Source organism: Microcoleus sp. FACHB-672 (genome assembly GCF_014695725.1).
Lineage (GTDB): Bacteria > Cyanobacteriota > Cyanobacteriia > Cyanobacteriales > Oscillatoriaceae > FACHB-68.
Genome location: NZ_JACJOU010000033.1, coordinates 64,682 through 78,638 on the forward strand (window position 1 = coordinate 64,682; position 13,957 = coordinate 78,638).

General features: G+C 46.0%; 11 protein-coding genes. 10 read left to right on the forward strand and 1 reads right to left on the reverse strand.

Features of this window, described 5'->3' with window-relative positions; translation table 11 throughout:
- Window positions 1–4: 4 nt before the first annotated feature.
- The 6 genes from dhaL (at window position 5) to H6F56_RS23590 (ending at window position 5,398) form a co-directional block, all read left to right on the forward strand.
- The gene (gene dhaL, locus H6F56_RS23565) at window positions 5–640 is read left to right on the forward strand and encodes a dihydroxyacetone kinase subunit DhaL (RefSeq protein ID WP_190673772.1); all 636 of its coding nucleotides are present in this window, start codon (window positions 5–7) and stop codon (window positions 638–640) included.
- Complete coding sequence (locus H6F56_RS23570) at window positions 633–1,634, forward strand: FecCD family ABC transporter permease (protein ID WP_190673774.1); 1,002 nt, start codon at window positions 633–635, stop codon at window positions 1,632–1,634. Before dhaL ends, H6F56_RS23570 begins: the two co-directional genes overlap by 8 nt.
- 236 nt (window positions 1,635–1,870) lie before the next feature.
- The gene (locus H6F56_RS23575; protein WP_190673776.1) at window positions 1,871–2,662 is read left to right on the forward strand and encodes an ABC transporter ATP-binding protein; all 792 of its coding nucleotides are present in this window, start codon (window positions 1,871–1,873) and stop codon (window positions 2,660–2,662) included.
- 95 nt (window positions 2,663–2,757) lie between these two features.
- Window positions 2,758–3,630, forward strand: a complete 873-nt coding sequence (locus H6F56_RS23580) for an ABC transporter substrate-binding protein (protein ID WP_190673779.1) — start codon at window positions 2,758–2,760, stop codon at window positions 3,628–3,630.
- A gap of 440 nt (window positions 3,631–4,070) precedes the next feature.
- The gene (locus H6F56_RS23585) at window positions 4,071–4,454 is read left to right on the forward strand and encodes an AbrB family transcriptional regulator (RefSeq protein WP_190673782.1); all 384 of its coding nucleotides are present in this window, start codon (window positions 4,071–4,073) and stop codon (window positions 4,452–4,454) included.
- Complete coding sequence (locus H6F56_RS23590; RefSeq protein WP_190673785.1) at window positions 4,454–5,398, forward strand: alpha/beta hydrolase; 945 nt, start codon at window positions 4,454–4,456, stop codon at window positions 5,396–5,398. The genes H6F56_RS23585 and H6F56_RS23590 overlap by 1 nt, the downstream gene beginning before the upstream one ends.
- A 75-nt stretch (window positions 5,399–5,473) precedes the next feature.
- Here H6F56_RS23590 and H6F56_RS23595 read toward each other — a convergent pair whose 3' ends face one another.
- Complete coding sequence (locus tag H6F56_RS23595; protein ID WP_190673787.1) at window positions 5,474–6,202, reverse strand: DUF72 domain-containing protein; 729 nt, start codon at window positions 6,200–6,202, stop codon at window positions 5,474–5,476.
- Window positions 6,203–6,627: 425 nt separating this feature from the next.
- Here H6F56_RS23595 and H6F56_RS23600 point away from each other — a divergent pair, with 425 nt between their 5' ends.
- From H6F56_RS23600 to H6F56_RS23615, 4 genes are all read left to right on the forward strand, one after another.
- Window positions 6,628–7,905 carry a hypothetical protein gene (locus H6F56_RS23600; protein WP_190673789.1) on the forward strand — a complete coding sequence of 426 codons (1,278 nt, stop codon included), beginning with the start codon at window positions 6,628–6,630 and terminating at the stop codon, window positions 7,903–7,905.
- Between the two features lie 205 nt (window positions 7,906–8,110).
- Window positions 8,111–8,746 (forward strand): GerMN domain-containing protein, encoded by a 636-nt coding sequence (locus tag H6F56_RS23605; protein WP_190673791.1) that lies wholly within the window; start codon window positions 8,111–8,113, stop codon window positions 8,744–8,746.
- 20 nt (window positions 8,747–8,766) lie between these two features.
- Window positions 8,767–9,642: a nucleotidyltransferase domain-containing protein gene (locus H6F56_RS23610; RefSeq protein WP_309236622.1), complete on the forward strand. Its 876-nt coding sequence runs from the start codon at window positions 8,767–8,769 to the stop codon at window positions 9,640–9,642.
- Window positions 9,643–10,453: 811 nt separating this feature from the next.
- Entirely contained in the window at window positions 10,454–13,291 is a 2,838-nt protein-coding gene (locus tag H6F56_RS23615) for a PAS domain S-box protein (RefSeq protein WP_190673793.1), read from the forward strand.
- Window positions 13,292–13,957 lie beyond the last annotated feature (666 nt).

Here is a 13,957-nt window from a genome sequence, read left to right on the forward strand (position 1 = left end):
CATTGTGGTAACAAAAGAGCAAATCTTGCAGTGGTTGCAAGCTTTAGCAGTCGTGCTAGAGCAAAATAAAGACTACTTAACTGAATTAGATGCGGCGATTGGGGACGCGGATCACGGCATCAATATGAATCGCGGGTTTCAGAAAGTTTTAAGTCAGTTACAAAGCGTTGCTGACAAAGATATTGCCGGCATTCTTAAAGCAGTGAGTATGACTTTAATTTCTAGCGTAGGAGGGGCAAGTGGGCCGCTTTATGGGACGCTTTTTTTACGCGCGAGTACAGCGGTTGCCGGCAAATTAGAATTAAGCGATCAAGATATGATAGCGTTTTTAGAAGCCGGGGTAGATGGCGTCATTCAACGCGGTAAAGCGCAGTTAGGTGATAAAACAATGCTCGATGCTTTGCTACCGGCATCTGACGCTTTTAAAAACGCCATCGCTGAAGGGATGAATACGAAAGAAGCCTTAAACTGTGCCGTAACAGCGGCAGAGAATGGCGTGAAAAACACCATTCCTTTAGTGGCAAAAAAGGGACGGGCTAGTTATTTAGGCGATCGCAGTGCCGGCCACCCAGATGCCGGGGCAACTTCTGTTTATCTCATTCTCAAAACATTATTAGAAACTTTACAAAATTATGAGTAAGCAAGGTAACAGGGCTTGGCAAGCCGGCATAATTTTGGGTATTTGCTTACTTTTGACCGTTGCAATTTCCTTATCTCAAGGTGCTGTTCCCCTAAGTTTTGCCCAGTTGTGGCAAGCGGTGCAACATCAAGGTGATCCGATCAATCAAACGATTCTCTGGGATTTACGACTGCCGCGCACAATAGCAGCCTTAGTCGTTGGGGCAGCTTTAGGAATGTCAGGCGCGTTGCTACAAGGAATGTTAAGAAATGGACTTGCAGATCCCTTTTTATTGGGAATTTCTGCCGGCGCAGGTTTAGTTGCTGTAGGTTTAGTAACTTTAGGATTATTTGCCGCTTGGTTGCCCTTAGCCGCTTGGATTGGGGCCATATTAACAACCGTATTTGTTTATTTTATTGCCCGTACCAAAAGCACCGGCGTTTCAGTCGAACGATTAATTTTAGGTGGAGTTGCCGTTAGTTCCCTCTTTGGCGCAACTCAATCAACCATGCTGTTGCTAGCGGATGATGGGCGGGTGCAAGTTGCCCTTAATTGGCTGATTGGCAGTCTCAATGGTAGAGGATGGTCAGAAGTGAGATTAGCCGGCCCTTATATTTTGATAGCATTAGTCGCCGGCTGTCTGCTAGCACGCTCAGTTAATATCTTAAATTTAGGCGACGATCTGGCAGTGGGATTGGGATTTTCTTTAATGCGATCACGCATTTTAATCGGAGGCGTCGCTACTTTACTCGCTGCCGGTGCTGTTAGTGTGGGCGGATTAATTGGATTTGTTGGTTTAATCGTACCGCATGGGGTACGGTTGCTAGTGGGAACAGACTACCGCTGGGTTCTGCCGCTTTCAGCCGTTGGCGGGGCTTTAGTCCTAACTTTTGCCGATATGTTATCTCGCTTGGGGGCAGTTGAGCTGCCGGTGGGCGCTGTCACCGCACTTCTAGGATCGCCCTTGTTTATCTGGTTGCTGTCTCGCCGATCTATTGCCCCGACACGTTTATAAGGGGAAGATAATGTAGCAAATTCTCCATGTCCCTGTTTAAGACTGATGCTTAATTTTATCTACTTACTTAGTAGCAATTAAAACGTTAGATATTCATTCACTTACTCAGTTGAATTTGTCTAAATCTCAAAGTTAACGCTTCTCCCCCTCTGGGACGTTGCCAAAAAACTTGTTTTTCTGATTATATAAATTTCTCCCATTCTCCCCCTCTGCCTCCTCCCCTTTTCCCCCAGATCATGCCCTTAGAAGTTCAAAATCTTGCCGGTGGTTACGATATGACGCCTGTGATTCATGACATTGACTTAACCCTACAACCGGGCGAGTGGCTGAGTTTAGTGGGTGCCAACGGTTCAGGTAAATCTACCTTGCTCAAACTTCTCAGTCGCATCCTGCAACCTCAACAAGGCACAGTCATTTTAGATGGAAAAGCCATTCACAGCCAGCCGGCAAATGTAGTCGCGCAAAAATTGGCAATTTTGCCGCAACAGCAACCGATTCCTGCCGGCTTGACAGTGCGGCAGTTAGTCGGTTTGGGGAGAACACCGCATCAACCTTGGTGGCAGTGGGAACTCAATGCAGAAGATCGCGCCAAAGTTGAGGAGGCAATTGTTGAGACAGGGATTGAACCGTTTAGCGATCGCCCCGTCGAACAACTGTCCGGGGGAGAACGGCAGCGGGCGTTTTTGGCACTGGCGCTGGCACAATCGCCGCGCGTATTGTTATTAGATGAACCGACAACTTATTTAGATATTCACTACCAACTGCAACTGCTGGAACTCCTCAAAAAACTCAACCAGCAGCAAGGACTATCAATTGTAACGGTACTGCATGAGGTAAACTTAGCGGCGCGGTATAGTTCACGCATCGCCATGCTTAAGCAAGGGCGGCTGAGTGACATCGGGACGCCGGCACAAGTGCTGACTACCGAAAATTTCGCCCAAGTCTTTGACGTGGAAGTTGTCGTTCTCCAGACGCCGGTTGGCCCTCAAATTTGCCCGATTTCCCCCTCTCCTGCGGTTTCGGGTTGATTGTTTTTCCCGATGGCTGAAAGGAAGACGGAAAGATGGGAAGCTAAAAAATTCCCTATTCTTCTTAAATATTGCGTTTCAAACCCGGAGGTTTTATGCTTCGTCGTTGGATATTTGCCGTTGCTGCACTCTTATTAAGTGTGGTGTTAGTCGCTTGCACCCCTGCCACGAACTCACCAACTGACACCTCTAAAAAGGTAGCCGAAAGAGTTGTTACCCTCACCTCTCTCTCTTCTGATATTATCTACCGGCTAGACAAAACCAAACTCGTTGGCATCACAGGCAGCAAGTTATTTGAAGAGGATGCCCGCTTTCAGGGAATCACGCAAGTTAGCAAGGGTCAAACGCCCCCCAATCTGGAAAAAATTGTCGCCCTCAAACCCGATCTCGTTGTCGGGAGTGAGGAGTTTCATGCTGAAATCCTGCCAAAATTGAAAGCGCTAGGGATTCCCACTCTCTCCACCCAGATTGATAAATGGGATGACCTTGCAGAAATCACTAAAAGCCTCGCTCAAGCAATTGGTGCCGATCCTCAACCACTGTTGGCACGCTATCAAACGTTTATCGAAAAACCGGCAACGGATGCTCCATCTACTTTAGTGCTCGTCAGCCGCCAGCCGATTCTCTCACCCAACAAAAACAGTTGGACGGGCGATTTGCTAGCTAAATTTGGGATAAATAATGTCGTGGCAGACTTACAAGGTAAAAGTCCTATCGGTGGGTATGTGACCCTTTCGGCAGAAAAAGTGTTGGAGGCAAATCCCGAAATGATCTTAGTTGTGGATACCAGACAGGAAAATCTCAAGCAGTTTAAGTCTGAGCCTTTTTGGGGAAAGCTAAGAGCGACGCAGAACAACCGGGTGTATGTTTTTGACTACTACGGGTTGGTAAATCCCGGTAGCATTGACAAAATTGAATCAGCCTGCAACCAGCTTGAGCAGGCGCTTTCAGCAAAAACTAAAGCTTAGCTCGGTGGGGGAAAAGATGGGGCAAGAGAACACCGGCACCCACGTTATTCAATGTGCAAAATGCCAAATTCTTGATCGCTTTCGCCTTTTCCTCCTTTATAATATCTAGCTGGAAATTCTCGCTGATTGTGCTGAGGCCGGCCCCCAAGAACAAGAGCGCATCCCTTAGCAATACCTGTCATTAAAATTGCGCGTGAAAGGAGAAGAGAGAGAGTAAAATTAATCGACGGGCAACTAACAGGACTCAAGAGGAGTTGCAGTCATTAAGCCTAGGGGGTCACTACATCTTTGAGGGCGATACCTTCAGGTAGAATTTTAGGGCGATTTAGTTCCCCATCTCCCATCTTTGGATAGAGCCGGTAGTAAATCCTTAAAAATCCTCTTGTGTTTTAGCTAGTTAATGATAGAATCATTGAATAATTTTTCTAAGGTGTGATTTAATGGCTAAAGCAAAAACTCCTCAAGTTCTAACAGGTGAAGACCTGCTCAAGAAAGTTAAAGAGCTTTCCAATCTCAGCAAAGAAGAAAAAGCGAAAGCCTGTGGTTACTACACCGTTACCAAAAACGGATTGGAAAGGGTCAACATTATGAAGTTCCTTAACGCACTGATAGATGCGGAAGGAATCGATCTTGATGGAAATTCTGAAGGATCTGGGCGCGGGGGACGGACAGCAAGCTATCGCATTAGCGTGCAAACGAACGGAAACCTTTTGATCGGTGCTGCCTACACCAAACAAATGGAACTCCAACCGGGAGATGAGTTTGAAATTTCCTTAGGACGCAAGCACATTCATCTGAAACAAGTTGATCGCGTAGAAGATTAATGTCGCTCGATCCACAAGTACAGAAATTTTTGCAGCAACTAGATCGGCTGGAATTACCGGCCCTTACTACCCTCGAACCAGCACAGGCACGGGAACTCGCCGCAAAAGTGCGAGGGAAAGCGCTCAAACCACCAGCCGTTTTTCACATCGAAAATCGAACCATTCCTGGCGGGGATGGCAATATTCCGGTTCGTATTTATAGCCCTGAAAGCAGCACGCCCTTGCCGGTGCTGGTGTATTTTCACGGTGGCGGGTGGGTACTGGGCGATCTGGATGCGGCAGATAATATTTGTCGCTTGTTGGCGAAGGATGCGAAGTGTGTGGTGGTGTCGGTAGATTACCGACTCGCCCCAGAACACAAGTTCCCCGCCGCTGTAGAAGATGCTTTTGCTGCGACTGCTTGGTGTGCCGCGAATGCCGCTGTGATCAATGGAGAACCCACTTGCATTGCTGTGGGAGGGGATAGCGCCGGCGGCAATCTCGCTGCGGCAGTGGCACTCATGGCGCGGGATAGAGGTTATCCAGCCATTGTGCATCAACTGCTAATTTACCCCGTAACTTGTTATGGCTTTGACACCGAGTCTTACCGGCTTTATGGGCAAGGAAACTATGGTTTAAGCCATGACGAGATGGTTTGGTTCTGGCATCACTATCTCAGCAGTGGGGAGGATGGAGAAAATTCCTATGCTTCTCCCCTGCTGGCTGATAGCTTAAGTAACCTGCCTCCGGCACTGATTATCACCGCTGAATGCGATGTGGTGCGTGATGAAGCCCAAGCCTATGGGGTGCGGTTACAAGAGGCAGGGGTGCCGGTGTCGCTTAAACAGTATGCCGGCATGATTCACAGTTTTGTCGGCTGGGCATCGGTACTCGACACCGGCAAACAAGCGATCGCAGACATAGCTACCCAACTCCACGCGTTTTGGCACAAAGAATCAGGGTAGGTGCCGGCAGGCATCTATCCAACCACGCGGAAATTTTTTGCAAATAAGACTGATTAGGATTAATTTAAAACCGCTTCAAACGCCTAAAAACCCCTTCAACGTATCTGCATTCCTGATAGCATTTCCCTCTCCATCATTGTTGAAGTAAACAAACACACTGCGTCCTTGCCCTTCCCATTCGCGGATGCGATCAGCCCACCAGTGCAGATCGTTGTCAGAATACGATCCGCCATAAAGGTAGTTCGGATCTGGGCCATGTAGACGCGCATACACAAATGAGGCGGTGGCGCGAAGAATGCACGGTAAATTTGCGCCACTCATTACGCAGTAAGCAGCATTTCTTTGTTCTAGTAACTCAAAAACTTCTTGCCGGTGCCAACTCGGATGCCGGAATTCTACTGTTAATTTTATCCAAGCCGGCGTTTGTTGCAAAAAGTAAGCTAGACGGGGAAGATCGCAGGCAAATTTGGGCGGCAGTTGCACCAGTAGAATGCCTAGCTTATCTCCTAGACAACGCAGGCCGGCATCCATGCGATCTAACCATCTTTCTGGCGAATACAAACGAGTGCTGTGGGTCAACCCGCGAGGCGCTTTTACCGTCATCAAAAAGCCCTCTGGAAGACGTTGCTGCCAGCCGGAAAACGTAGCATCTGGAGGCCAACGGTAATAAGTGCTGTTAACTTCGACAGTTTGATATCGCTGGATATAGTAATCAAGTCTTTCGCGGGGTGGCCGTTGGTGGGGATAGAGTATCCCCTGCCAGTGGTCATAACTCCAACCTGATGTGCCGATGTGGATTGCCATTATTTTGATCTTAAAAGTCCTGATCGTAAGGTTTCATCATAGGACTCAAAAGTAAACCCGTCTTAGGTGATCAATCCACGTTTCAACAACTAACCATCAAGCGCCGGTTAATTCACCCACTCTCTGTCGGTTTCAGTTTTAGAAACCACTGACATCCCCCTTCAGGCAGAATGCTAGAACAATAACAAAGCAAACCTGTGGCTAATTTGCGACTAATCGGCACCCGAATTTTATGATGTGTTTGGTTATTTTGAGCGTTTATTTTTCTTCAATAATTTTTGGGGAATTTTTTATCATAAGCGCCAAAATCCGAAACACCTTAATCTTGGCACTGCCGGCCTACTTCCAAATTTTCCAAAAGTTTCCAGTTTCTTGATTTGAAAACCTGAAGAATATTTTCAACCAGCAACTATAACGCATTCCCTATGAAAGACTTCCAACCGAACAATTATCTAAAATCTCGCGGTTTTGTCGCCTTTACCTTAACAGGAGTTTTGGCAATCGGGGGAAGTTTATCCCTACTACAAACAGCAACCGCAGAAGCTTTTAACCGGCAAGACAGAACGGCCCAACAAATCAAACAAAGACAGCCTGCCAGCAAGTTGCCGCAAGTCGTTGCTAATGCCATCCTGAAAGCTGCCGGTCAACGTACAGGATTGCAACCAAAAGAATTCCGCATTGTTAAATCTGAACAAATTCAAACCAACGGCTGTTTAAATTTACCGAAGCCGGCTGAAGGTTGCACAAAAATTAATATGCAGGCTTGGGAAGTCAGCGTAGAAGCCAAACAGCAACGCTTAGTTTATCGCAGTGATAGCCGTGGTTCCCAAGTCAGACTCAATGAAGCAGCTAGCAATATTATTGACAGCAACCTGCCGAAATCTGTAGAAAAAGCCGTTTTGCAAGAAGCTGCACAAGCCTGGAAATTACCAGAGAAAAGCTTTCGCATTGTGAAAGCTGTAAAAGCCAATTGGGCTTATGGGTGCGAAGTCTCAACGTTTCCTAATCCTTGTGATCCAGTCGCGACAACCGGCTGGGAAATTACCTTACAAAACAGACAAAACCGTTGGGTTTATAATACTGACGAAACAGGTTCCCTGGTTAAACTCTCTAAAAGAGAACTCCTCACGGTTAATACAAAAGCACCTACTGCTGTTGTTGATGTCGCTTTAAAGCTGGCATCTCAACATTTAACCTTGCCAACCTCCGAACTTTTAATTGTAGAAATTAAGCAGGAAACTTGGCCTGATGCCTGTTTAGGTCTTCCCAGTTCTGTGGAACGCTGCATGGGAACCCCGACACCCGGCTGGCGCGTGGTTGTGGAAGGCAAAGCCAAGGAAATTCAAGTCTATCGCACAGATAATGCCGGTTCTCGAATCCGGACAGAAGCAATTGCCGGAATGCCACCGCGCAATGACGAAGCACCTAATTCTATTGCTTACGCAGCTTTACGGGAAGCCGGCAAACGTTTAAACGCACCCACTTCTGAATTACGCATCCTCCAAGCACAAAGGCAAATTTGGTCTGATAGCTGTTTTGGTTTGCCAAGTCCCGCAGATGGCTGTGCAGTGGGTAACTTCGTGGGATGGCGAGTGATGATAGACGGCAGAGGCCAAAGCTTAGTTTACCGCACCAATGAGGATGGTTCCCAAATCCGACTGGAAGATCCAAACACTCAGTTGGAAGGCAATAGCCGGCTTTAGTAAGAGGTCTAACAAAATAGATTGAGGCATAGACAGTTTATTTTTTGGCACCCTGGAAAATCAGGCCGGTTTCCAATGCCGGCTCAAAAATCCAACAATTCGTAGCCAATTAACTTTTTGGCACTCCCGAAATAAAGTTGAGCTGGCTTGAAGCCAATATAGCAGCGTAGACATTAAACAAACTTCTAAACAGGTCAAAATGCAAATGAACCGCCAATCAACTTTCCGCGCTTTATTCCTTCTCCTGACTGTTTGCACTGTTAATGCTTGTTCGAGTTCTGTAACAACTGCCGTACCTTCACCGGACTCATCTCCACAAGTTACCGCATCACAATCAGCGCCAAGCGTAACTGAATCTAAGCATAATAATGGAGTAAAACAAGTTGCTCAAGGAGCATCCAATTCCGTTAAAGCAGCTAAAAGTAAGGTTAAAGTCTTTTTCCCAAAAAGCTCTGCAACCGCTCAAAACTTTACCGATGTTGAGGCTGTGTGGCGGACGACTGAAAGTCAGAGTGTAGCTACCTTTGCTATCGAACAATTGATCGCCGGCCCTCAAGCAGCGGAACGGCAAAAGGGGTTAGCCGATGCTGTCAAATTAAGAGGAAACTCTAATTGTGGCCGAGACTTTACCATCTCCGTCACCAATGGAGTCGCCAAAGTGAAATTTTGCAAAGATGTGGTTTCAGCCGGCGTTGGAGATGATGCTCGTGCAAAAACCGCTATCAATGCCACTCTCAAACAATTTCCGACCGTTAAATCTGCCATCATCCTTGATAAAAACGGTAACTGCTTAGCCGATCAGAGTGGTGAGAACTTGTGTTTGAAAACCGCGCAAAGATAGGATAAACTGACAGAAGACTAGTGCCGGCAATCAATGACATGAAGCCGTTGATGCCGGCACTACTTTTGGGATGGAAGCTGACGCTGCTTCCTTTATTTGTTGGTTTTCTCTATCTATTTTTACAATCGATGAGAGCGGTTATTCTAGAAACGATTATTGCGGCCCTGCTGCCCATAGATTGGGTTTTAGCTTTATGGCAGGGCGGTTCGGCAGCGCACGGATATACTGATGAGTGGTCAGATATTGACATTGCAGTGATCGTTGAAGACTATCGGGTTCAAGATACCTTCGATATTCTTGAACAATCTCTCAAAACAATTTCTGAGATTCAATTTAAATGGAGAGTGCCAGAACCGGCCTGGCATGGACACAGCCAGTGCTTTTATCAACTTGAAGGAGTGAATCCTTTTTTACAAATTGATTTTGCCGTACTCAAGCGCAGCAGCCGTAACGATTTTTTAGAAGTGGAAAGACACGGTAATGTTGTTGTTGGATTTGATAAAGCCAATCTTGTCACGCCGCCGGCGCTTGATAAAATCAAGCATTTACAAGAAATGCAAGCTAGACTTGCAATTTTGAAAAACAACTTTGATTTTTTACAAATTTTTGTTAAAAAAGAACTCAATCGCGGAAACTTAGTTGCCGCAATTTCTAACTACCACTCCCACACCCTTAACCCCTTAATTGAAGTGCTGGGAATGCTATACCGGCCTAATCGATACGATTTTGAAACTAAATACTTTAACCGAGATTTTCCCGTAGAAGTCATCGACCAAGTGGAAAATCTCTACTGCCTGTCCAGCCTTGACGATCTAGCAAAAAAACAACAAGAAGCGGAATTACTTTTTGCCGAAACCGTGAAAAAGGTGGAAGCCAGTTTCCCTCTGGGATTATAAAAAACTTCAAAAAATAAAAAAGTAGGATTTACTGAATCAGGCCATGACTGAACGTTTAAAAGTCCTGTTCAAGGGCATTAAACGGTTAAATTTATTTGCGCTTATCTTTTTCAAAATTGTTCACTAGCATCTTTCCTAAGATTTGAAAAATAACTAAAATAGGGGTAATTTTTTTAATTTCCTGCTAAATGGTCAATAACTTGCGCGGGGGCCTAAGTGACCGAGTTCAACAGCAATCAGGATAGTTTCGGGAGCGAGGCTGGCCGGCTCAGATCGCTCCCCAACAGGAGATTTTTTTTAATTGTGTAAAATACCGATACAAAGTATTAAAATTTATGCACAAATGTACCCAAAAAATTTGACGGATATCATAAAGAAAAGTTAAGTTAGGGAGCATAGGTACGAAGACCGAAGCCGTGGGAAGCAAAGTCTTTGTGAAAGACACAGTTAATTCAGCTCGGTGCATCCACTTTCGCATCTAACTTCACCAGATCATAGGGTTCGCATCACTCAACCTGAAGACGGCAGTGCCGCCACCAGGATGCATTAACTAGGGTTTATAGAATTTGGCAACTTTCAAGCCATCGCTTGGGGCTTTAACCTGAGTAAGAAACCACCATTGATAGCGAGGAGCTTTCTAAACAAGCGGACTCAAACTTGACGGACGTTTGAAAGTTTTAACTTTTGGATGGCCCAATTGTGTTAACCCTACCAACGATGACCAGCATATTTTGGTAGGAAAAGCACGGATATTTAATAACAAAACAACTGTCAAAATTCTCATTCAGAGCCATGCAGGAGGTTTCCAAGAGTGCTTAAAACGTCCGTTCAGCAACCGCTTCATCTACAAGCCCCGCACGAAGTTCAAGAGTCAACCACTCACAATCACCAGAGGACAGACGTGGCACTGCATGAGAGTGAAGAGCGATTTCGTCGATTTGTAGAACACGTACCGGCAGCAGTCGCGATGGTAGACCGGCAAATGCATTATTTGGCCGTTTCGCGTCGGTGGCAGACAGAGTACGGCTTGGAATCCGAAAACCTTATTGGTCGATCTCACGACGAATTCTTTCCAACCGCCAATCCAGACTGGCAGCAAATTTACCATAACTGTTTAGCCGGCGAACACGGACACAGCCAAGAAGAATCTCTCACTAGACCTGATGGCAAACAAGATTGGGTCAAATGGGATATCCAGCCTTGGCATAACTGTGCAGGTGAAATCGGTGGCTTAATCTTATTCACCGAAGTTGTCACCGAACACAAGCATCTCGCTCAAGCGCTACAGCTAACTCAGTTTGCAATGGACAAAGCGGCTGATGCAGTCTTTTGGATGACCTCAGATGCAAGATTAAGCTACGTCAATGAAGCCGCCTGCCACTTGCTGGGGTACAGCGCCGAAGAACTACTCTCGCTGAGCGCTCACGACATCAACCCTGCATTTTCTGGCAACCTGTGGGTGGAACACTGGCGAGCAATCAAGCAATTTCAATCCTTCACCTTTGAAACCACCTACCGCACCAAAGAAGGTCTCCTGTTTCCTGCCGAAGTCACCGTCAATTATTTGGAATTCAAAGGTGCTGAGTACCATTGCGCCTTTGTGCGAGACATTACCGAACGCAAACAAGCCGAAATCGCACTGCAAAACGCCAACGAGCAACTCCAGACAGTCTTGGATGCCGTACCCGGATTAGTTTCCTGGATCGGGTGCGATCTGCGCTACTTGGGGGTAAACCGGCATTTAGCCGCCGCCCTTAACTTGCCCCCAGAAAGCTTTCTGGGTCGGGAAGTGGGCTTTTTAGACACCAGTCCCAAATTTGCCGACTTTGTGCGTGAGTTTTTTGCCTCTCCAGACAAGACAGCCGCCCAAGAAGTGTCTGTGGGCTTTGAAGGAGGTCAGAGCAGTTATTTAATCGTCGCTCAAAAATACTGTCAGGGGACAAGAGCTGTTTTTGTCGGGGTGGACATTACCAAACGCAAACAAGCGTCTGACGAGTTGCAAAATGCCAAAGATCAACTCCAGGCTGTATTGGATGCCGTACCCGGGTTAGTGTCTTGGTTAGATTCCGATTTGCGATATCTCGGAGTTAACCGCCATGTTGCCGCCGCCTTAAATTTGCCGGCTGAAACCTTTGTCGGGAGAGAAGTTGGTTTTATGGAAAGCCGGCCTGGATTTGCCGAATTTGTGCGCCAGTCTTTTGCTAGCCCGCAACGAACAACTTCTCAAGAAATTTGTGTCGATCATGACGGCGAACGGCGAAGTTATTTGATGGTGGCTCAAAAGTACAATCAAGGAAAAAGAGCGGTCTTTGTTGGGCTAGACATTACTGAACGCAAGCAGATGGAAGCCGAACTGCGACGCAGTAAAAATCTGTACCGCACACTTGCGAGGAACTTCCCCAACGGATCGGTGTGCTTATTTGACCACAACCTCCGCTATACCTTAGCAGAGGGCACCGAGTTAGCTAAAATCGGACTTTCTAAAAAGTTAATGCAAGGCAAAACCTTGTCAGAAGTGTTTCCACCCGAAACCAGCATCCTTAGCGAACCGCTTTACCGGGCGGCACTTGCAGGGGAAGAGACGGTGGCTGAAGTGCCCTATGCCAACCGGCTTTATCTAACCCACACCCTGCCGGTGAGAAACGAACAGGGAGAAGTGCTCGCCGGCCTGGTGATGACACAAAATATCACCCTGGCCAAACAGGCAGAAGAAGCGTTGCGCCGGTCTGAAGAGAACTTCAGGCAACAAGCCCAACAGTTAGAACTGGCTTTGCAAGAACTCCAAGCCACTCAAACTCAACTGATTCAAACCGAAAAAATGTCTTCTCTAGGGCAATTGGTTGCCGGCGTTGCCCATGAAATTAATAACCCAGTTAGTTTTATTTACGGTAATCTTGCCTACGCACGTCAGTACACTCAAGACTTGCTGAACCTCGTCGATCTTTATGCCAAACACTATCCCCATCCTGTAGCAGAAATTCAAAGCCATATTGAGCGCGTCAGCCTCGATTTCCTGACCCAAGATTTTCCTAAACTCCTGGCTTCTATGCAGGTGGGGGCAGATCGCATTCGCGAAGTTGTGCTTAGCTTGCGGAATTTCTCACGCTTGGATGAAGCCCAGAAGAAGCCGGTGGATATTCACTCTGGAATAGACAGCACGCTGCTAATTTTGCAAAATCGGCTGAAAGCTAAGGCAGGGCGTCCAGGTATTGAGGTGATTAAAGAATATGGAGATTTTGCTTTAGTGCCTTGTTATGCCGGCCAACTGAATCAAGTGTTTATGAATCTGCTCAGTAATGCCATTGATGCGATTGAAGAATCTTTTGCTAGCGAGCAAAAATTATCTGCTTCGCACGCCGAACAACGCACAAAAGACAAAGGACTGCTTCGGATTTGCACATCCCTCATCAACGGTAAATCCCTGGAAATTCGCATTAGCGATAACGGCCCTGGTATGACTGAGCAAGTCAAAGCTAAGCTATTTGACCCGTTCTTCACAACCAAGCCGGTGGGCAAAGGGACAGGTTTAGGATTATCCATTAGCCACCAAATTGTAGTAGAGAAACATGGCGGAAAGCTAACTTGTAAGTCTGTTATGGGTGAAGGTTCAGAATTTATCATTTCGATTCCAATTGACACGAAAGTTTAGCATTCAGAGACCCTTTACTAATTTAAAGATTTCAAAAAAACTGCCAATAGGCAATGAGGTAACAATAAGGTAAGGCTGAAGCACCCATTTATTAGGGCTAATGGTGAAAAGCTAGAGCTATCTATCTTTTCTAACCCTATCCCCTTCCCCCCTTCCCTGCTGACTCCACCCTTAAACTGCGTAAGATTTGGCAGGAAAATGTGATTGAGCGCAAAAAGATAGCCTTGAAAAAGTATGCGAGCTTTCTTTGAACATCTTCACCTGTTAGTCATTAAGCGAACGGCTATTTTTATAGTGCATAGCTTATTTTATCTCAGTTATAAAAGTTAGCAGAAGCGCAGTTAACAGATAAGCAACCAAAATCAGTTGAACCACCTGAAACTCTTTTCTGATTAACAGAGAGATAAACTTTATTTTCCTGAAGTGGGCTACTTATACATTCACCACCACCGCAACTGGCGGTTTCGATAAATATTGAAAAATGGATACCTCAACCGATGAAGCTGGAGATATGCTTGTATTTTGATCGTCAAGTTACTCAAAATATTGAAATCTTAGTTGATGTAAAAAATAATGGTTTGCCTCCATGAGAAATAAAATGAACTTAGTAAACACCAGCAAAGCTTTTAAAGTTTGCTTTAAGTTAATTTAAATAAGTTTATTTAA

Bases quoted from the DNA above. Each gene is read 5' to 3' on its own strand.
- H6F56_RS23585 (WP_190673782.1), top strand. From the start codon at position 4,071: ATGGCTAAAGCAAAAACTCCTCAAGTTCTAACAGGTGAAGACCTGCTC.
- H6F56_RS23570 (WP_190673774.1), top strand. From the start codon at position 633: ATGAGTAAGCAAGGTAACAGGGCTTGGCAAGCCGGCATAATTTTGGGT.
- H6F56_RS23595 (WP_190673787.1), bottom strand. From the start codon at position 6,202: ATGGCAATCCACATCGGCACATCAGGTTGGAGTTATGACCACTGGCAG.
- H6F56_RS23605 (WP_190673791.1), top strand. From the start codon at position 8,111: ATGAACCGCCAATCAACTTTCCGCGCTTTATTCCTTCTCCTGACTGTT.
- H6F56_RS23590 (WP_190673785.1), top strand. From the start codon at position 4,454: ATGTCGCTCGATCCACAAGTACAGAAATTTTTGCAGCAACTAGATCGG.
- H6F56_RS23580 (WP_190673779.1), top strand. From the start codon at position 2,758: ATGCTTCGTCGTTGGATATTTGCCGTTGCTGCACTCTTATTAAGTGTG.
- H6F56_RS23600 (WP_190673789.1), top strand. From the start codon at position 6,628: ATGAAAGACTTCCAACCGAACAATTATCTAAAATCTCGCGGTTTTGTC.
- H6F56_RS23575 (WP_190673776.1), top strand. From the start codon at position 1,871: ATGCCCTTAGAAGTTCAAAATCTTGCCGGTGGTTACGATATGACGCCT.